Genomic DNA, 17,064 nt, shown 5'->3' on the forward strand with positions numbered 1-17,064 from the left:
GATTCGGCCGCAAAGCCAGCTAAATAGCGCAGTCCGGCACCGGCTGTCACGCGGCTGTAAATATTGCCGCGCCGCCGGTTGTGGCGCGGCTTCCACGCGCCGGCGCGGACAAGGCCGGCTTTTAGCGCGTCGGCATGGACCGCCCGGGGTCAATGGCTTTAATGTCTATAAATAAGGGCAAGACGCCGGGCCTCGCCTCCGCTCGAGCGTCGCCGTGGCAGCGCGCCAGATAACAGGTTTCGCAAAGGCTTTGGGGAAGAAGCATGGAAAAACAGAATTGGGGCCATCTGAGCACCCGCATCATCGTGGTGGCCGCGGCCGCCATTGCCGTCGGCTTCGCCGTCATGATCGGCCTGATCGCCTGGCAGAGTTACAACTCGGCGGTGGACCAGGGCTATAAGCTGGCCTCGGAGCAAGCCAGCAGCTACGCCAAGGACGCGGAAAGCGATTTCGCGCGCAATTTCACCATCCCGCGCCACCTCGCCGACGCGGTGCAGGGCATACAGCGCGTCGCGCACCCGGACCGGAAGCTCGCCGATAATATGATCCAGCAGCTGCTGGACAATGCGCCGCAATCCGTGGGCCTGTGGATGCTGTGGGAGCCCAATGCCTTCGACGGCAACGACAACGCCTTCCGCCTGGATTGGCCGCGCCACGATCCCACCGGCCGCTATCAGCCCTATGTCACCAAGAACGACAAGGGCAAGGCGCAGATGGACGTGATGATGTCGGCGGACCGGGTCAAGGAGTTTCCCAAATTCAAGGAACACCCGGACAGCTACCAGCCGGACTACGAAAAACCGGGCTGGGGTGATTTCTATTACGTGCCCAAGCAGCGCGGCCGCGACACCATCACCGAGCCCTACCCCTACGAGGTGCAGAACCGCAAGATTCTGGAGAGCTCGCTGGCGGTGGTGATGAAGGATGCCGCCGGCAAGATGCTGGGCGTGTCCGCCACCGATATCGCGCTGGACGATCTGCAGAAGAAGTTCGGCCAGATCCGGCTGTATGAAACCGGCTACGTCAGCATGCTGTCCGAAGGCGGCCTCTATGTGGTCAATCCCGATCCGGCGCAGCTGGGCAAGCCCGCGGCCAAGGACGGCCCGCTGGCGCCCTATCTGGCCAAGATCAAACAGGGCGAGGACTTCGTCTACGAGGCCGGTGGCTTCACTCATTTCTTCCACTCGGTCAAAGTGGCCAATACCGGCCAGTTCTGGACCTTGGGCGTCAGCATTCCCACCGCCGCCATCACCGCCGACGCGCGCCGGCAAAGCCTGACCGCGGTGTTGATAGGCGTGGTGGCGCTGGCGCTGATCCTGCTGGTGCTGGCCGGCGTGGTGCGCGCGCTGACCCGGCCGCTGAACCACCTGGCCGCCACCATGGAGCAGCTGGCTTCCGGCAAGGGCGACCTGACGATACGCATCCCCATCCGCAACCGCGACGAAATCGGCCGCACCGCCGACGCCTTCAATCGCTTCATCGCCAGCCTGCGCGATATGTTCGTCGACGTGCGCGAGCAAAGCCAGGCGGTCACCGCGGCGGCGGTCTCGCTGCAGGAATCGGCGCGGCAGGTGGAAAGCGCCTCCGCCTCACAGTCGGACGCCGCCAGCGCCACCGCCGCCGGCGTGGAACAAGTCACCGTCAGCGTGCAGCACATCGCCAACACCTCGCAGCAGGCCGAGGACACCGCTCGCGAAACCGGCGCGCTGACCGAGCGCAGCGTCGCCACCGTCAATCAGGTCACCGCCGAGATCCAGCGCATGACCAGCAATATGCAGGCGCTGGCGGAGCGGGTGAACGGCCTGGGCGCGCGTTCGGCCGAGGTCAGCACCATCGTCAACGTGATCAAGGACATCGCCGACCAGACCAATCTGTTGGCGCTGAACGCGGCGATAGAAGCGGCGCGCGCCGGCGAGCTGGGCCGCGGCTTCGCGGTGGTGGCGGACGAGGTGCGCAATCTGGCCGGCCGCACCGCCGAGGCCACGGTGGAAATCAGCCGCATCGTCAACGCCATCGGCCAGGAAACCCGCGACGCGGTCAGCGATGTGCAGAAGAGCACCCAGCTGGTGGGCAATAGCGTCGCTATCGCCGAGGACGCCAACCAGGCGATGCAGACCGTGCTGGACCGCAGCCACGGCCTGGTGGGCAGCATCGTCGACATCGCCGCCTCCACCCGCGAGCAATCCGCCGCCAGCCTGGAAATCGCCCAGAACGTGGAGCGCATCAGCAGCATGGCGCAGAGCAATAGCGAAGTGGTGCGCCAGGTGGCGTCCTCGGTCAGCCATCTGCGCGAATTGTCGGCGCGGCTGGAAGCGCTGGTGGGCGATTTCCGCACTTGAACCCCGGGCCATGAAAGGACGACCCTGATGACGGCAATCGACTGGTGGCCATTCGTCGCCGCCTCGCTGCTGCTAGTGGTGACGCCGGGAGCCGGCACGCTGTCGATACTCGGCGCGCTGAGCGGCGGCGGCTTGCGCGCCGGCTACGCGGCCCAGGCCGGGCTGCTGGCCGGCGATCTGATCCTGATCGCGCTGGCCGGCGGCGGCGTGGCGGCCTTGCTGGCCGCCCACCCCGGCTGGTTCGAACTGCTGCGCTACGCCGGCGCGCTGTACCTGGCCTGGCTGGGCGCTAAGCTGCTGCTGGCCCGTGGCGACAGCGCCACGGCGGCCGCGCCAGCGCAGCGCGGCGCCGGCGCCTGTTTCCGCCGCTCGCTATTGATCACCCTGGCCAATCCCAAGGCCATTCTGTTCTTCATGGCCTTCTTTCCGCAGTTCCTGGACGCCGGCCACGCCGGCGCCGCCGGTTTCGCTCAGCTGGCCGTGGTGTTCTGCCTGATCAATATGCTCTACCTGGCGCTGCTGGTGTGGCTGGCCGGCCATCTGCGCCGCCGCGCGTTCGCCCCTGGCGGCCGTCTGCTTCTGAACCGCCTGTTGGGCATCTGTTTTCTGGGGCTGGGAATCAAATACGCGCTGCGCTGAGAACCCGTTTACGATCTGCCGCGCGTCGAAGATACAGTGTGACAAGCGCGCTCAAGGCACTTCCCGACACGGGAAGTGTCCCTTTTCTGCCATCAATTTCGATAAATGCGACACGGGTCTTACCGCCGCGCCGGAATTGGGATTACAATCCCGCAATTTTGTTCGGACCGCAGGCAATGACCCACGCAGCAGCTCTTCCCGCACGACGCACCGCCCGCCACGGCGGCGACTTGGCGTTGGCTCGAGGCCTTGCCGTTCCCGAACCCCAGCGCAGTATGAAAACAAGCTCCTGATCCCAGGGGCTTTTTTTTTATCCGCGACTCATAAAGCCACTATTGAAAGGACGCGACCATGGCCAACCCCCTCTACCGCAAACACATCATTTCCATACCGGACTTCAGCCGCGAGGAACTGGAGCTGGTGGTGGCCACGGCCGGCAAGCTGAAGCAGCAGCCGCGCAACGATCTGCTGAAGGACAAGCTGGTGGGCAGCTGTTTCTTCGAACCGTCCACCCGTACCCGGCTGTCCTTCGAGACCGCGGTGCAACGGCTGGGCGGCAGCGTCATCGGCTTCGCCGACGGCGGCAACACCAGCGCCAAGAAGGGCGAAACCCTGGCCGACTCGATCAAGATCATCGCGTCCTACACCGACGCGGTGGTGATGCGCCATCCCAAGGAGGGCGCGGCGCGGCTGGCCAGCGAGTTCTCCGCCGTGCCCATCATCAACGGCGGCGACGGCTCCAACCAGCACCCGACCCAAACCCTGCTGGACCTGTTCACCATCCGCGAAACCCAGGGCACGCTGGAAAACCTGACCGTGGCCTTCGTCGGCGACCTCAAGTACGGCCGTACCGTGCACTCGCTGACCCAGGCGCTGTCGCTGTTCGGCGCGCGCTTCTACTTCGTCGCGCCGGAACAGCTGGCGATGCCGGACTACATCTGCGAGGAACTGGACGAAAAAGGCATCCAGTACACCGTGGTCGGCAGCCTGGACGATGTGATTCCGCAAGTGGACGTGCTGTACATGACCCGGGTGCAGCGCGAACGCTTCGACGAGGCCGAATTCAAGAAGATCCAGGGCAAGTTCGTGCTGCGCGCCGACATGCTGCACAGCGCCCGCACCAATATGAAGATACTGCACCCGCTGCCGCGCGTGGACGAGATCGAAACCAGCGTGGACGCCACGCCGCACGCTTATTACTTCGAACAGGCCAAGAACGGGGTCTACGCGCGCCAGGCGCTGCTGTCGCTGGTGTTGAACGAGACCGTCTGATTCAGGAAAAGGAAAACCATCATGCAATACACCCGCACCGTAGAAGCGCTGAAGCAAGGCACCGTCATCGACCACATCCCGGCCGGCCAGGGCCTGACCATCCTGCGCCTGTTCAAGCTCAGCGAAACCGGCGAGCGCGTCACCGTGGGGCTGAACCTGTCCAGCCGCCACATGGGCGCCAAGGACATCATCAAGGTGGAGAACATCGCGCTGTCGGAGGAGCAGGCCAACGAGCTGGCGCTGTTCGCGCCGCAGGCCACCGTCAACGTGATCGACAATTTCGAAGTGGTGAAGAAACACAAGCTGGCGCTGCCGGACACCATCGAAGGCATCTTCTCCTGCCCCAACTCCAACTGCATTTCGCATAATGAGCCGGTGACCAGCTTTTTCTATGTCAAACCCCAGGCGCGCGACACAAAAATGAAATGCAAGTATTGCGAAAAGGTGTTCAGTAGGGATATCGTTGCAGAGGTGCGCTAAGTCGTACAAGGGTGAATAGAGAAATATCAAGAAAACACTGCATTCGACAGTGGTAAAAAGCACGAGCAAGCGCCGCAGTCATCTGCGGCGCTTCTCATTTCCGCACTGGACGACCCGATGCCCCGCCCGGCCGCCTTGCTTCGCCAGCTCCACCTCCCCGACCTGCCCGCCGCCGTGCTCATCGGCCTGTTGGGCGCCGCCGCCGTATCCGGCTTCCACCTGGCGCTGAACGCGCTGGAACACCTGCTCACCGGCATGAGCGGCAGCCTGGTCGGCATCGCCCGCCAACTGCCCGCCTGGCAACGCGCCGCCCTGCCCGCCGTCGGCGGCCTGCTGGCCGGCTTGGTATTGCAACACGGCCTGCGGCTGGCGCGCGGCTCGGCCGGCGGCGACTACCTGGAAGCGGTGCGCGTCGGCGACGGCCGCCTGGGCCTGCGCACCGTGCTGATCAAATGCCTGTCCTCGCTGTGCACCGTCGCCTCCGGCGGCTCCATCGGCCGCGAGGGCGCCATGGTGTCACTGGCCGCGCTGGGCGGCTCGCTGCTGGCGCGGCGGCCGCGCCTCTCACTGCCGCGCCGCCGCCTACTGGTGGCTTGCGGCATCGCCGCCGGCTGGTCTGCGGCCTACCATGCCCCCTTGGCCGGCGTCTTGTTCGTCTGCCAAGTGGTACGGCCGCGCCGGCGCTGGCGCGGCCTGCCGCCGCTGATCGTCGCCTCCGCCGTCGCCAGCCTGGCCTCCGGCGCCTGGTTCAAGCTGCCGGCGATCTACCACGTTCCGCCGCTACCGGCGCTGACAACGACGGCCCTGCTGGCCTATTGTCTGGTGGCCTGCGCGCTGGGCCTGCTCGCGCCGTGGTTTCTGCAAGCGATGAACGCCGCGCGGCGCGCCTTCGCCGCCATCGGCCTGACCTTGCCGACGCGCATGGCGCTGGGGGGATTGATCGTGGGAAGCCTGGCCTGGTTCTGGCCGGAAATGTGGGGCAACGGCTATAGCACGGTGTCCGCGCTGCTGACCGCCGCGCCGCTGTGGCAGACCTTGCTGGCCCTGCTGCTTTGCAAGCTGCTGGCCACCGCGGCCACCAGCGGCTCCGGCGCCGTGGGCGGAATCTTCACGCCCATGCTGTTTGTCGGCGCCGCCGGAGGCGCCTTGATCGGCCTATCGCTGAACGCGCTGTGGCCCGGCGCGGCGCCGCTGGCCGGCGTCATCGTCACCGGCATGGCGGCATTTTTGGCTGCCACCGCGCAAGCGCCGTGGCTGGCCGTGGTCATGATGCTGGAGATGACCGCCAGCTTCGGCCTGGCCGCGCCCTTGCTGTTGGCCTCCTGGCTGGCTGCGCGCCTCAGCCGCCGCTTGCTGGGCGGCCGGGCGCTGTACGACGGTCGTTAAAGCGGTTACGATCCGCGGCGCCTCGCAAGGCCGCCTCGCGTGACCGTGAACCGGCTCATGGCGTCGCCGGGCCCTCGCTGGCGCCGTCGATGAAACGCTGCAGAAACACCAGGTCCAGCCAGCGGCCGAACTTGAATCCCACCTGCGGCAGCATGCCCACTTGCTGGAAACCCAATTTTTCATGGAAGCGGATCGAGCCCTCGTTGGCGGCGTCCACCGCGCCCACCATGGTGTGCTTGCCCAAGGCCTTGGCGCGCGGGAACAAGGCCTGCACCAAGGCGGTGCCTATGCCCTTGCCGCGGGCATCGGCCGACAGGTGCACGCTGTGTTCCACGGTGAAGCGGTAGCCCGGCTTGACGCGGAAATCGCCAAAGCTGGAAAAGCCCAGGATCTTGCCGCTCTCTTCGGCCAGCAGCACCGGGTAGCCGGCGGCGGTGCGGTCCTGGAACCACACGGCGAATTCGCCGGCGGACAGCGGATCGTCGTTGTAGATGGCGGTGGTGGTGGCGATGACCTCGTTGTAGATGTCGAGAATCGCCGCCAGGTCTTCCAGCGTGGCGTCGCGGATAATCATGTTCTGTCCCTTGCGAATATGGCTTGTTGTACGGATCGCGGGCGCATGCGCCGGCGCTGACCCTTGGAATGCAAACAGTGTACCAGCAGCCGTGTCAGGCGGCCGCCGCCGGCTTTTTACGCGGGCTGCGCTTCTTGCGCACCGGCGCTTCCGGTGTCGCTTCGGGCTCGGGCGGCGCGGACACGGCGGCGGCGGGCGCCGGTTCGCCGTCCTGCTTGAGCCGGATTTCACAATGCAGCTTGGAGCCGTTGCGGCTTTCCTGCACCGTCAGGAAATCCAGCTTCTTCACCATTTGCGACAGCCGGGAATGACCATAAACACGCGGGTCGAACGAGGGGTCGTTCTTGGCCAGGTAGGTGCCCACCACCGATAACTCGGCCCAGCCGCTGTCGCGCGCCACCGCCTCGATCGCATTGGTGAACATGTCCTGCAGCGGGTGGCGCTCCTTCTCCTTCTCCGGCTGCGGCTTGGCGCGGCTGCGGGTGCTGCGCGTCTTGGGCCTGTCGCCCGCGCTCTTGGCCGCCGGCTCCGGCCGCAGAATCTCGGTGAACACGAATTTGTCGCAGGCGGCGATGAAGGGCCGTGGCGTCTTGGACTGCTCGCCCAGGCCTATCACCATCAGGCCGGACTCGCGCAGCCGGGTGGCCAGACGGGTGAAATCACTGTCGGAGGACACCAGGCAGAAACCATCGAAATTGCCGGTGTAGAGCAGATCCATCGCGTCGATGATCAAGGCGGAGTCGGTGGAATTCTTGCCCTTGGTGTAGGCGAATTGCTGAATCGGCGAAATCGCGTATTGATGCAGCACTTCCTTCCAGCCCTTCAATTGGCTGGTGGTCCAATCACCGTAGGCGCGCTTGACCACGGCGGTGCCGTACTTGGCCACTTCGGCCAGCAGTTCGGCAATCAGCGCCGACTGTGCGTTGTCGGCGTCTATCAATACCGCCAGTTTGCGGTTTTCCATGCTTGATTTCCGTAATGCGACCGAACCATGCTAAAACCGGCGCTCGCCGCTGTCAAAACCGGCAAACGACGCCGCTAGGGCAGTCCGCCATGCAAGACCTGCTCGACGATGGCGGCAATCCGTCCTTCCCGTTTCATCCGTTCCAGCACGGCGTTGAGTTGCTGGATGAAATCGTCCTGATACGGGTAGCGCTGGGATCCGCGCTTGCTGAAGCCGATATAGGCCTGCTCGCCGTTCAGGCTGACCGCCTCCACCAGTTCGCCGCGCTGACTGGCGCTGATCGCGCCGCGCCGCTGCAAGCGGTCCAGCATATAGTGGATGGACAGCTTGTCGTTCAAATAACAATCCATGCGCCCGTTGATCAGCTTCAACAGATTGCCCCGCGTGTCCGGCGCCTCGTCCAGCTGGATCTCGCCGCGCTGCACCGCTTGCCAGAACGCCTTGCCGCCGGGCCGGAAGCCGGTATTGTTGCCAAAGCGCAGACCAAGGAAATCCGCCGGCCAGTGCTGTCGAGGCGTGCGCATCACTTCCGCCCGGCAATACACCACCACCTGCTCCTGCCAGAACGGCGCCGAATAACTCATGTACTCGCGCTCCGGCCGATAATACGGTGGCGACAACGCCATGGCGCGGCCGGCTTCCAGCTCGACCAGGCCACGCTTCCACGGCACCGGCCGCAACTCGATGCGATAGCCTTCCATGCGCTGCGACGCCGCGCGCAACACCTCGTTGTAAACGCCCACCGCGCGTCCATCCGCCTCGTAGGAATACGGCGGATAACCGTTATCGGTCAGCACCACGACCTGGCGCGGCGGGACGGAGGCACCCAGCGCCAAGCCGGCCCAGCACAGCAGTAAGCCGCATCGAATCATTTGAATGACATATCCCGTGTCGATAAACACTTTATAGCCGCTGCGCCGCCCGGCGTTGGCACGAGTCTTGCGCTGACACCAGCGTCCATCGTTCCCGCCGCGAGGCCGCCATGAAACTATTTTCGCGCAACACCGCCGCCGCCACCAGCGAAGTGGTGATGTTCAACTATCGCCGACCGGTGCGCGCGCGCCAGGTGGCGCTGGGCAGCGGCGGCCGGCTATGGCTGATAGAGGCGCTGGACCCCACCCACAACGTCTGGGTATGGCAGGACGAAGCCTGCCAGGCCGAGGCCGCGGTGGACACCGCGCGCCGCCTCAGCCTGATGCTGAACTGACCCATTCTGGTGCATCGGCACCAAGCTGGCGCGATGCGGCAATAAAAAAGCCGCCTCAACGGGCGGCTTGTGCGATGAAGCGTGGCTTGATCATTTCTTGGCGATGTTCTTGCCGAAACTTTCCGCCGCGGCGCGCATCTTCGGCAGCAACACCGGTTCGGCGGCCTTCAGCGTGTCGCCGGCGATGGTGTTGATGATCTGCGGCTGCTGCTTCAGCAGCTTCTGACCGGCGGCGGTCTTGTAGAAGGCGTTGATCTGCTTGAGTTCGTCGGCGCTGAACTGGGCGCTGTAGGCCTTGGCCACGGTCTGCTCGAACTGCTGCTTGGCCGCGCTGGAGCCAAAGTAATCACTGGCCAGCTTGTGCACGTTCTCGCCGTAGGTCTTGAAGCCTTCCTGCGCTTTCTTCTGCTGGGCTTCGCTCAGCTTGATCTTGTTCTTGACGAAGTATTCCTGCAGCAGCGGCATCGCGCTGGCGGTGGTGCGCTGCGCCAGTTCCGGCAGCATATTGTTCAGGTTCAGCGTGGCGGACAACTCTTTGACGGCGGCGTCCTGAGCGGCGTCGGCGTGCGCCAGCAGCGGCAAGGTCAGCGCCAGGGCGGCCAGGCCGGCTTTGAGCGGGCGTGATGCGAACATGTGGAATCCTTTGGCTTTGAGTTGGAAACAGCTGGCGCCGGCGCTGCCGACGCGGAAACACCGGCAGTGTGACACCGCCGCCGCCGCAGGTCAAAAAAGCCGTGGCGTCGCGCGGCTAGCGCCCGGCTGCCGCGGAAGCCGACGACTGCGGCCCCTGCCAGCCTTGATAAGCGCCGATATTGTCGCGGGTGATCAGCTGCACCGGCACCGTCACCGTGCGCGGCTTGAGCTTGGGATTGGCCAGCAGCTGGCGGCCCAGCTTCACCGCCTCCACCCCCATGGCGTAAGGCGCCTGGCTGGAGGAGGCCACGATCTGGCTATCGCCGCGCAGCGCTTTCTCGATGTCCGGCGAGCCGTCCACGCCGGCTATCATCACTTCCTTGCGCCCGGCGGCGCGCGCCGCCTGTTCCGCGCCCAACGCCTGGCGGTCGTTGCTGGCGAACACGCCGTTGATCGCCTGGTAGCGCAACAGCAGCTGCGCCATCAGCCGCTTGCCGCCCCAGCTGGACGCCAGCCCGCTCTCCTGATGGCTGAGCAGATGGATCTTGGGAAACGCGGCCAGGCTGCGGCGGCAGCCCGCCACCCGGTCCCAGACCGAGGATACCGGCGGGCCGTTCTGGATCACGAAATTACCCTCGCCATGCATTCGCTCCGCCAGATAGCGGCAGGCCAGCACGCCGGCCTGGACATTGTCCGATTTGACCGTGCCATCGGCGCCGACGGCGTCCACATCCACCGCCACCACCCGCACCCCGGCCTGCTGCGCCTCGCGCACCAACGGCGCCACCGCCTTGCTGTCCGCGGCCACCAACAGGATCAGCTCCACGCGCAGGCGCAGCAGTTGCCGCACCTGTTCCCGCTGCCGCTCCAGGCTGAAATTGGCGGACAGCGTGGTGATCTGGGCCTGAGGATTGAGCGCGCGCGCCTCCTGCAAGGCGCCGCGCGCGACGATCTGATAAAAGGGGTTGTCCAGCGCCCCCACGGAGATGCCGATGCGGCTCGGCGGCGGCGCGGCGCTGGCGGCCCCGGCCAGCAGCGGCCAGCAACAGGCAAGGAATCGGCTCGGTTTCATGGCCACCCGGGATGCTTGAATGCGTGTCACCCCAGTTTAGACCACGCCGCTCCCGCTGCGAAAGCGCGCACAACGCCCGCTCGACGTCTCGCGGGCGGCAGATCGCAAACAGCTACTCAGCGCCTGTTCAAAGTCTCGCGAGCTAGGGCGGGACAAGGCGTTGCGGCGGAGAAAGCGGAATGTACACGTGGTACATGAGCACTGAGCTTGGTTTCAACGCCCATTTCTATCCATCCCGCCGACGCGCAGCAGATCGTAGACAGGTTCTCAGGCCGCCTGGCTCAGGCTGGCCCTCACCCGCTGCGCCAGCAACTCCAGCTGCAGCCAGCCTTCTTCCCACTGGCAGTGGCCGGACTCCACATTGATGTGACCAGCCTGGCGCAGCCAGGCGATGGGCGTGCGCCAGTAGCCGGCCAGCCGCGCCGCGCGCGGCGTCTTGCAGAACGGGTCATTGCTGCTCGCCACCATTCTGGCCGGAAACGGCAAGGGCTGGCGCGGCGTCGGCGCGAAGCCCATCAGCTCGCGCGGCACGAAGGGGCGTTCCACGTCCGCCGGCGCCACCAGCAAGGCGCCGGCAATCCGCTGTGGCTGACGCTGCGCGTAATGCGCCACCGCCACGCAGCCCAGGCTGTGGGCGATGACGATGACCGGCTTGCGGGCCAGCGCCAGCGCCCGATCGAGGCCTTGCAGCCAATCCTCCAGCTGCGGCGCGTCCCAATCGCCGGTCTCCACCCGCGTAGCGCCCAGACGCCGCTGCCAATGGCTTTGCCAGTGCCGTGGGCCGGAGTTGCGCCAGCCGGGCTGAATGATCAAGTCGAAATCGGCCAGCGAAGGTTCCATCGCTCAGCTCCTCAAAGGTTGAGTTCGCACTGTAGGCCGGCTTTGATATTTCTGGAAATGATATCGAACAAAATGTTTATTCCGTATATCTATAAAAAGACCTATTTCATATAGATTTATTTGGAATTTAAAGATGAAAAACAATCACTTCTGGCGCTAAAACATTTCTGATTAGATGCAAGCATCGTTCGCTTTCCCGGGAAACCACCATGCCTCGCCTCACCCTTCGTCACGCCCTGCTGTCCCTATCCTTGCTGAGCGCCGCCGCGCCATTGCTGGCCGCCGAGCTGCTCAATGTCTCCTACGACCCCACTCGCGAGCTGTATCAGGACATCAACAAGGCCTTCGCCGAGCAATCGAAGAAACAGGGCGGCGACGTCGCCATCAAGCAATCGCACGGCGGCTCCGGCAAGCAATCGCTGGCGATCCAGCACGGCCTGGAAGCCGATGTCGCGACACTGGCGCTGGCCTACGACATCGACGTGCTGGCGGACCAAGGCCTGCTGCCCAAGAACTGGCAAAGCCGGTTGCCGGACAACAGCTCGCCCTACACCTCCACCATCGTGTTCCTGGTGCGCAAGGGCAATCCCAAGGGCATCCGCGACTGGGGCGATCTGATCAAGCCCGGCATCCAGGTGATCACGCCCAATCCCAAGACCTCCGGCGGCGCGCGCTGGAACTACCTGGCGGCCTGGGGCTACGCGCTGAAACAGCCCGGCGGCAACGAGGCCAAGGCCCGCGCCTATGTAGGCGAGCTGTACAAGCATGTGCCGGTGTTGGACACCGGCGCGCGCGGCGCGACGCTGACCTTCGCCCAGCGCGGACTGGGCGACGTGCTGCTGGCCTGGGAAAACGAAGCGGTGCTGGCGGTGAAGGAGTTGGGACCGGACAAATTCGACATCGTCACCCCCTCGCTGTCCATCCTGGCCGAGCCGCCGGTGGCGGTGGTGGACAAGGTGGCCGACAAGAAGGGCAATCGCAAGCTGGCCGAGGCTTATCTGAAGTTCCTGTACACCCCGCAGGGCCAGACCATCGCGGCGCAGAACTACTACCGCCCGCGCGACGCCAAGATCGCCGCGCAATACGCCGGCCAGTTCCCCAAGGTCAAGCTGTTCACGCTGAAAGACACTTTCGGCGACTGGCGCGGCGCCCAGCGCAAGCACTTCGCCGACGGCGGCGTGTTCGATCAGCTAATCGCCAAGAAATAGCGCCCCTCAATGCGAACAGCCCGGCAACGCCGGGCTGTTGTGCTTGCGGGAACCGCGGATCAGGCCGCCTGGCTTTCGCGCCAGGTCAGCCATACCCGCATATCGAATTCCAGCTGGTGATAGTCCGGCTCCATATGGCAGCACAGTTGGTAGAAGGCCTTGTTGTGGTCCTTCTCCTTCAGATGAGCCAGCTCATGCACCACGATCATGCGCAAGAACGGCAGCGGCGCGTCGCGGAACAAGGCGGCGACGCGGATTTCGTTCTTGGTCTTCAGCTTGCCGCCCTGCACCCGCGACACAAAGGTATTGGTGCCCAGCGTGCCCTTGACCGGGTGCTGCTGGTTGTCATACATCACCTTGGCCGGCAAGGCCGCGTTTTTCAGATAGCGCTGCTTGAGCTCGGACACGTACTGGTACAGCGCCTTGTCGGTCTGCACCTCATGGGGGTCCGGATACCTGCGCGCCAGCCAGGCGCCCAGCTGGCCGGAGTCCAGCAGCGCCTGCACCTGACCGAGCAAGGCGGCGGGGTAGTGCTGCAAATAATTGAGAGTCGGCATCGCGCCATTGTAAAACGATGCGGCGGCCAGGTGTTGCGGCGGCGCAAACCGGCGCTACAACAAGCGGGACGGATCATCCCACTGATAGCTGAGCGCCTGCGCGCGGCTGCCGGCCGCGGTGTCCACCTCGCGCGGCGTCGACGCCACGCCTCCCAGCGAGCGGTAAAAACCGCAGGCGGCGTGATTCGCCTGGTACACCCACAGATACAACGGCCTGCCCGGCGCGACGCGCAGCGCCTCCGCGGCGGCGGCGGCCATCAGCGCCCGCCCCACGCCGCGCCCCTGCTGCCCCGGCAGCACATGCAGATTGTCCAGGTAAACGCCGCGTTCCGGCGCCTCGTCCGGCAGTAGACAGACGAAACCCACCGACTCGCCGTACCACAAGGCCAGCCGCACCCACGGCGGCGACGCCGCGGCGAAGCGCTGGCGCCACAGCGTCAGGCGTTCGTCCCAGGCGCGCTGGTCCAGGTATTCATCCGGCAGGATGCCGCGATAATGCTGCTGCCAGCTGGCGACATGCAGAGCGGCGATCCGCTCGACATCACGAGCATCGGCCGCGCGCAACAACAGCCTCTTGGTCATGTTCACTCCCCTGTCACGGTGGTTCCACGCCAACGGCCCGACTGGCTCTGGTCACGGCCGCCGGCAATCGAGACAATGCCGATTCCCTCACCTTACTCCAGGAAGGTCTTGTATGCATGTCGTGATTTTCCGCGCCGCCACGCGGCAACTGGATGCCGAATACTTCGCCGTGGCGCAGCAAATGCGCCAACTGGCGCTGGAGCGTTTCGGCTGTCTCGCCTTTGTCTCCGCCAGCGAGGACGGTCAGGAGATCGCGCTGTCCTACTGGCCGGACACCGACAGCATCCGCGCCTGGAAGGCGCACGCCGATCACGTGTTGGCGCAGCAGCTGGGACGCGAGCGCTGGTATCGGCAGTACCGGGTGGAAGTGGCGCGCATCGAACGCAGTTATGAATGGGAGCCCACGCCATGATGTATACGCCTGACGCATTCTCGGGCCGCCTGGCCGCGCTGCCGGAACTATTGGCCGCCCATCCCTTCGCCACCCTGATCACCCCGCAGACCAACGGCGAGCCGTGGATCAGCCACTTGCTGCTGCTGGCCGATCCCGAACAGCCGGACTGCCTGCTCGGCCACCTGGCGCGCGCCAACCCGCACAGCCAGGCGCTGCTGCGCGGCCGCAGCGTCGCATTGTTTCACGGGGAACATGGCTATGTGTCGCCGGCCTGGTACGCCGCCGGCGGCGCCCAGGTGCCCACCTGGAACTACCGGGTCGCGCATGCTCACGGCGTGGTGGAAGAAATGGAAGGCACGGCCCTGCTGCGGCAGCTGGAACTGCAGGTGCGCCGGTTCGAAGGCGAATCCGGCTGGCGGCTGCCAAGCGAAAGCGCGGCCATCCAGGCGATGCAGCGCGCCATCGTCGGTTTCCGGCTGCGGGTGGAACGCTGGGATCTCAAGGAAAAACTGAGCCAGAACCGCAGCGCGGCGGACCAGGACGGCGTGGTCGCGGCGCTGGAACGCATCGGGGGCGATGACGGCGCCTTGGCGCGCGCAATGCGCGCCGCGCGGCGCGACTAGCGCCTTTTTATCCGCGGCGGCGGATTCTTTAGCCGCTTTTTACACGTCGAGGCCTAGCATGCGAATGTCCTTTTGCCGCGAGACCTTGCCGATGAGCACCCGCAAATCCGCCATCCGCGCGCAGCCAGCGCGCGGCATCCCCGACTATCTGCCGGATGAAGACGCGGCGCCGCTGGCGCTGCGCCGCTATATTCTCAACGCCCGCTTCCCGCACGAAGAGCGCGAGACAGCCGCGCGCGGCTGGCGCGCCTCCTTGCGTGCCTGGTGGCGGCAAGTGAGCGCGCAACGATGAGCCGCTGTGTCCACACCCTGCGCCACCACCGTGTATTGAGCGCCCATGCCCAGGCCCGCCATCAGCGCATGCCCTGGCTCAAGCGCAAGGCGCGCTTGCCGCGCGCGGCGCAAGCCGGCTGGCTGACGCGCTTGCGCGCCTGGCTGTGCGGCTGAGAACCTGTTTACGATCTGCTACGCGTCGACGATACGGCCTTGCACAGGCGCTGCGCGTCTTATTTGAGGCGCAGCGGCTCCACCAGCACATTGCTGGTTTCGTCGGCCAGCCAGAGTTGGCCGTCCTGGATGGTGGCGCTCAGCTGCATGCTGCGCTGGCAAATGGCGACCAACTCAGCCAGCGTGGCCGGTTCGACGCGGAACACGCTGAGCTTGTCCAGGCGCGCCAGCTTGTTCTCCAGCTGCGGCCACCATACTTCGCTGGCGCGGCCGCCATAGCTGTACAACACCACTTTATCGGCGCGGCTGCAGGCCTTTTTCAGCCGTTTCTCATCCGGCTCGCCCAGTTCCACCCACAGCTCGATGTCTTCGGCGTAACTCTTCTGCCACAACTCGGGCTCGTCGTCGGCGCTCAGGCCGCGGCTGAACTGCAGGGATTCGCTGGCGTTGAGCGCGAAGGCGGCCAGGCGCAGCATCATGCGCTCCACGGTTTCGGACGGGTGCTGGGCCAGCGTCAGCTGATGACTGGCGTAATAGCCGCGATCCATGTCGGACACGGCGAGATTGGCTTTGTAAATGGTGGCGGACAGGGCCATGCGGAAACCGGCTTTGCGAAAAAAGAAGCTATTGTACGGGTCAGCCGGCTTTTGCGCGCAATCATCGCGGATGGCCGGCGCCGCGCTGTCTCAGAACCTGTTCAAAGTCTGCTGCGCTTCAGCGATACGGCGTTAAAAACGAGCTCAAAATGCTCATGTACCACTTGTACATTCCGCTTTTTCGCTCGTTTTCGCCTTGTCTCGCCCTTGCTCGCGAGACTTTGAACAGGCTCTCAGGGCGATGGCTGGCTGGAGCAATCCAAGGGCTCGCCGCGCCAGGTGATGCTGGCCTCGCGCCCCTTGATCCACAACTCCAGGCCCGGCGCCGCATAGCGCGCGCCGCTGCCGCTCAGGCCCTGGTGCAGAATGGCGGTGGAACCGTTGTATTCCAGTTTCACCGTGGGCGGATGGGTGCGGTAGAACGTTGCCAACACGGTGCGGGTGGCATTGCCCTTGCAGACATAGCGCAGCGGCGTCAGCGCCGGCGCCAGGCCCCAGGCCGCCTGCAGCTGGGTGATGCGCATGATGTAGACGTCGCCCAGGCACATATGCATGTCCTCGGTCTTGACGCAGTCCTTCAGGCTTTTCACCCAGCGGCGCTGCTCGGCGATCAGTTTGGCCTCGGCGCCCGGCCGCCCCTGCTGCGCCAGCTCCAGCGCCTGGGCGTAGACCTTCTCCAGCCTATTATCCTGACGGGTCAGGCTGTCGTCCTGGCACACCATGGCTTCCACCGGATTGCCCGGCTTGTCGCAGTTGAAATCGGTGGCCACCGGCGCGCCGGCCTCGGTCGCTTCCTCGGCCGGTTTGCCGCCGTCGGCCACGCGGCCATGTCCGCCGTCGCCGCGACCGTGGTCGTTCCTGCCGGCGGCCAGCGCCAGCGCCGGACACAATATGATCAAGCCGATCAGCCTATGGGCGGATCCAGGCATACCGATTTCCTCTGAACTGCGTTATCGCCACCCGACTCCGGGTGGCCACATCCAAACAGGCATCCGCCGGCGCCGGCCAGGCACATAGTGCCGCACCGGCGCGAAGCCAACATGATACCAGTTCGCTCATGCGCATTTATTAATAATAAGCGCCGCCGCCGTATCCCGGAGCGGCGCGTGATTCCGCTGGAATGGATATGACAATGCGGCGACAAGTTCCCAAAACGGCCATTTGCCGGTACACTCCGGCCTCCCGCGCGCAAAATTCCAATCTTTGCGCGCCGCGCGCGCTTCATCCGGAAGCGCCCACCGCATACCCCTA

21 protein-coding genes are annotated in these 17,064 nt (G+C 65.2%); 11 read left to right on the top strand and 10 right to left on the bottom strand.

The features are described 5' to 3' along the window. Positions 1-263 precede the first annotated feature (263 nt). The 5 genes from VI26_RS04040 (at position 264) to VI26_RS04060 (ending at position 6,116) form a co-directional block, all read left to right on the top strand. Positions 264-2,339, top strand: coding sequence for a methyl-accepting chemotaxis protein (locus tag VI26_RS04040; protein ID WP_048408468.1), 2,076 nt, complete (start codon positions 264-266; stop codon positions 2,337-2,339). A gap of 27 nt (positions 2,340-2,366) precedes the next feature. Further along, on the top strand, positions 2,367-2,978 hold the full coding sequence (locus tag VI26_RS04045; RefSeq protein WP_048408469.1) for a LysE family translocator: 612 nt from the start codon (positions 2,367-2,369) through the stop codon (positions 2,976-2,978). A 351-nt stretch (positions 2,979-3,329) separates the two neighbouring features. Then, positions 3,330-4,250, top strand: coding sequence for an aspartate carbamoyltransferase (gene pyrB / locus VI26_RS04050; protein WP_048408470.1), 921 nt, complete (start codon positions 3,330-3,332; stop codon positions 4,248-4,250). 21 nt (positions 4,251-4,271) lie between these two features. Next, on the top strand, positions 4,272-4,730 hold the full coding sequence (gene pyrI, locus VI26_RS04055; RefSeq protein ID WP_048408471.1) for an aspartate carbamoyltransferase regulatory subunit: 459 nt from the start codon (positions 4,272-4,274) through the stop codon (positions 4,728-4,730). 117 nt (positions 4,731-4,847) lie between these two features. Next, a complete protein-coding gene (locus VI26_RS04060) occupies positions 4,848-6,116 on the top strand; it encodes a chloride channel protein (RefSeq protein ID WP_048408472.1) in 1,269 nt (422 codons plus the stop codon). A 55-nt stretch (positions 6,117-6,171) separates the two neighbouring features. Here the strand turns inward: VI26_RS04060 and VI26_RS04065 are convergent, their stop codons facing one another. From VI26_RS04065 to VI26_RS04075, 3 genes are all read right to left on the bottom strand, one after another. Then, positions 6,172-6,690 (bottom strand): GNAT family N-acetyltransferase, encoded by a 519-nt coding sequence (locus VI26_RS04065; RefSeq protein WP_048408473.1) that lies wholly within the window; start codon positions 6,688-6,690, stop codon positions 6,172-6,174. A gap of 94 nt (positions 6,691-6,784) precedes the next feature. Continuing rightward, a complete protein-coding gene (locus VI26_RS04070; protein ID WP_048408474.1) occupies positions 6,785-7,654 on the bottom strand; it encodes an NYN domain-containing protein in 870 nt (289 codons plus the stop codon). Between the two features lie 74 nt (positions 7,655-7,728). Further along, positions 7,729-8,526 (bottom strand): ABC transporter substrate-binding protein, encoded by a 798-nt coding sequence (locus tag VI26_RS04075; protein ID WP_053074212.1) that lies wholly within the window; start codon positions 8,524-8,526, stop codon positions 7,729-7,731. Between the two features lie 110 nt (positions 8,527-8,636). Between VI26_RS04075 and VI26_RS04080 the strand changes: the two genes are divergently transcribed. Continuing rightward, positions 8,637-8,861 carry a hypothetical protein gene (locus VI26_RS04080; RefSeq protein WP_048408475.1) on the top strand — a complete coding sequence of 75 codons (225 nt, stop codon included), beginning with the start codon at positions 8,637-8,639 and terminating at the stop codon, positions 8,859-8,861. A 90-nt stretch (positions 8,862-8,951) separates the two neighbouring features. Here the strand turns inward: VI26_RS04080 and VI26_RS04085 are convergent, their stop codons facing one another. From VI26_RS04085 to VI26_RS04095, 3 genes are all read right to left on the bottom strand, one after another. After that, positions 8,952-9,494, bottom strand: coding sequence for a DUF2059 domain-containing protein (locus VI26_RS04085; RefSeq protein WP_048408476.1), 543 nt, complete (start codon positions 9,492-9,494; stop codon positions 8,952-8,954). Positions 9,495-9,609: 115 nt separating this feature from the next. Then, a complete protein-coding gene (locus VI26_RS04090; protein ID WP_053074213.1) occupies positions 9,610-10,566 on the bottom strand; it encodes a substrate-binding domain-containing protein in 957 nt (318 codons plus the stop codon). A 267-nt stretch (positions 10,567-10,833) separates the two neighbouring features. Continuing rightward, complete coding sequence (locus VI26_RS04095) at positions 10,834-11,406, bottom strand: alpha/beta hydrolase (protein WP_048408477.1); 573 nt, start codon at positions 11,404-11,406, stop codon at positions 10,834-10,836. Positions 11,407-11,615: 209 nt separating this feature from the next. Here VI26_RS04095 and VI26_RS04100 point away from each other — a divergent pair, with 209 nt between their 5' ends. After that, positions 11,616-12,614 carry a sulfate ABC transporter substrate-binding protein gene (locus tag VI26_RS04100; RefSeq protein ID WP_082150874.1) on the top strand — a complete coding sequence of 333 codons (999 nt, stop codon included), beginning with the start codon at positions 11,616-11,618 and terminating at the stop codon, positions 12,612-12,614. A gap of 59 nt (positions 12,615-12,673) precedes the next feature. On the opposite strand, the gene VI26_RS04105 is transcribed toward VI26_RS04100, so the two are convergent. Further along, complete coding sequence (locus VI26_RS04105) at positions 12,674-13,171, bottom strand: M48 family metallopeptidase (protein ID WP_048408478.1); 498 nt, start codon at positions 13,169-13,171, stop codon at positions 12,674-12,676. Positions 13,172-13,225: 54 nt separating this feature from the next. Then, positions 13,226-13,753, bottom strand: coding sequence for a GNAT family N-acetyltransferase (locus VI26_RS04110; protein ID WP_053074214.1), 528 nt, complete (start codon positions 13,751-13,753; stop codon positions 13,226-13,228). A 112-nt stretch (positions 13,754-13,865) separates the two neighbouring features. Between VI26_RS04110 and VI26_RS04115 the strand changes: the two genes are divergently transcribed. Genes VI26_RS04115 through VI26_RS24280 form a run of 4 tightly spaced genes read left to right on the top strand, consistent with a single transcriptional unit; the run spans position 13,866 to position 15,217 of the window. Then, entirely contained in the window at positions 13,866-14,165 is a 300-nt protein-coding gene (locus VI26_RS04115) for an antibiotic biosynthesis monooxygenase (protein ID WP_048408479.1), read from the top strand. Further along, positions 14,162-14,770 (top strand): FMN-binding negative transcriptional regulator, encoded by a 609-nt coding sequence (locus tag VI26_RS04120; protein ID WP_197081376.1) that lies wholly within the window; start codon positions 14,162-14,164, stop codon positions 14,768-14,770. The genes VI26_RS04115 and VI26_RS04120 overlap by 4 nt, the downstream gene beginning before the upstream one ends. A gap of 58 nt (positions 14,771-14,828) precedes the next feature. Then, positions 14,829-15,062 (top strand): hypothetical protein, encoded by a 234-nt coding sequence (locus VI26_RS04125; RefSeq protein ID WP_156183731.1) that lies wholly within the window; start codon positions 14,829-14,831, stop codon positions 15,060-15,062. Beyond that, positions 15,059-15,217 (top strand): hypothetical protein, encoded by a 159-nt coding sequence (locus tag VI26_RS24280; protein WP_156183732.1) that lies wholly within the window; start codon positions 15,059-15,061, stop codon positions 15,215-15,217. Before VI26_RS04125 ends, VI26_RS24280 begins: the two co-directional genes overlap by 4 nt. Before the next feature lie 59 nt (positions 15,218-15,276). Here the strand turns inward: VI26_RS24280 and VI26_RS04130 are convergent, their stop codons facing one another. Together VI26_RS04130 and VI26_RS04135 are read right to left on the bottom strand one after the other, a co-directional pair. Further along, a complete protein-coding gene (locus VI26_RS04130) occupies positions 15,277-15,813 on the bottom strand; it encodes a YaeQ family protein (protein ID WP_048408482.1) in 537 nt (178 codons plus the stop codon). A 233-nt stretch (positions 15,814-16,046) separates the two neighbouring features. Continuing rightward, the gene (locus VI26_RS04135) at positions 16,047-16,742 is read right to left on the bottom strand and encodes an MliC family protein (RefSeq protein ID WP_053074215.1); all 696 of its coding nucleotides are present in this window, start codon (positions 16,740-16,742) and stop codon (positions 16,047-16,049) included. Between the last annotated feature and the right edge of the window lie 322 nt (positions 16,743-17,064).

Origin of the sequence: Chromobacterium sp. LK1, assembly GCF_001043555.1 — a bacterium.
Taxonomy (GTDB): Bacteria; Pseudomonadota; Gammaproteobacteria; order Burkholderiales; family Chromobacteriaceae; genus Chromobacterium; species Chromobacterium aquaticum.

Coding starts and splice junctions, on each gene's coding strand:
- VI26_RS04095 (WP_048408477.1), bottom strand. CDS start 11,406: ATGGAACCTTCGCTGGCCGATTTCGACTTGATCATTCAGCCCGGCTGG.
- VI26_RS04120 (WP_197081376.1), top strand. CDS start 14,162: ATGATGTATACGCCTGACGCATTCTCGGGCCGCCTGGCCGCGCTGCCG.
- VI26_RS24280 (WP_156183732.1), top strand. CDS start 15,059: ATGAGCCGCTGTGTCCACACCCTGCGCCACCACCGTGTATTGAGCGCC.
- VI26_RS04135 (WP_053074215.1), bottom strand. CDS start 16,742: ATGCCTGGATCCGCCCATAGGCTGATCGGCTTGATCATATTGTGTCCG.
- VI26_RS04130 (WP_048408482.1), bottom strand. CDS start 15,813: ATGGCCCTGTCCGCCACCATTTACAAAGCCAATCTCGCCGTGTCCGAC.
- VI26_RS04105 (WP_048408478.1), bottom strand. CDS start 13,171: ATGCCGACTCTCAATTATTTGCAGCACTACCCCGCCGCCTTGCTCGGT.
- VI26_RS04045 (WP_048408469.1), top strand. CDS start 2,367: ATGACGGCAATCGACTGGTGGCCATTCGTCGCCGCCTCGCTGCTGCTA.
- VI26_RS04070 (WP_048408474.1), bottom strand. CDS start 7,654: ATGGAAAACCGCAAACTGGCGGTATTGATAGACGCCGACAACGCACAG.
- VI26_RS04075 (WP_053074212.1), bottom strand. CDS start 8,526: ATGATTCGATGCGGCTTACTGCTGTGCTGGGCCGGCTTGGCGCTGGGT.
- VI26_RS04090 (WP_053074213.1), bottom strand. CDS start 10,566: ATGAAACCGAGCCGATTCCTTGCCTGTTGCTGGCCGCTGCTGGCCGGG.
- VI26_RS04125 (WP_156183731.1), top strand. CDS start 14,829: ATGCGAATGTCCTTTTGCCGCGAGACCTTGCCGATGAGCACCCGCAAA.
- VI26_RS04080 (WP_048408475.1), top strand. CDS start 8,637: ATGAAACTATTTTCGCGCAACACCGCCGCCGCCACCAGCGAAGTGGTG.
- VI26_RS04115 (WP_048408479.1), top strand. CDS start 13,866: ATGCATGTCGTGATTTTCCGCGCCGCCACGCGGCAACTGGATGCCGAA.
- VI26_RS04040 (WP_048408468.1), top strand. CDS start 264: ATGGAAAAACAGAATTGGGGCCATCTGAGCACCCGCATCATCGTGGTG.
- VI26_RS04100 (WP_082150874.1), top strand. CDS start 11,616: ATGCCTCGCCTCACCCTTCGTCACGCCCTGCTGTCCCTATCCTTGCTG.
- pyrI (WP_048408471.1), top strand. CDS start 4,272: ATGCAATACACCCGCACCGTAGAAGCGCTGAAGCAAGGCACCGTCATC.
- VI26_RS04065 (WP_048408473.1), bottom strand. CDS start 6,690: ATGATTATCCGCGACGCCACGCTGGAAGACCTGGCGGCGATTCTCGAC.
- VI26_RS04085 (WP_048408476.1), bottom strand. CDS start 9,494: ATGTTCGCATCACGCCCGCTCAAAGCCGGCCTGGCCGCCCTGGCGCTG.
- VI26_RS04060 (WP_048408472.1), top strand. CDS start 4,848: ATGCCCCGCCCGGCCGCCTTGCTTCGCCAGCTCCACCTCCCCGACCTG.
- pyrB (WP_048408470.1), top strand. CDS start 3,330: ATGGCCAACCCCCTCTACCGCAAACACATCATTTCCATACCGGACTTC.
- VI26_RS04110 (WP_053074214.1), bottom strand. CDS start 13,753: ATGACCAAGAGGCTGTTGTTGCGCGCGGCCGATGCTCGTGATGTCGAG.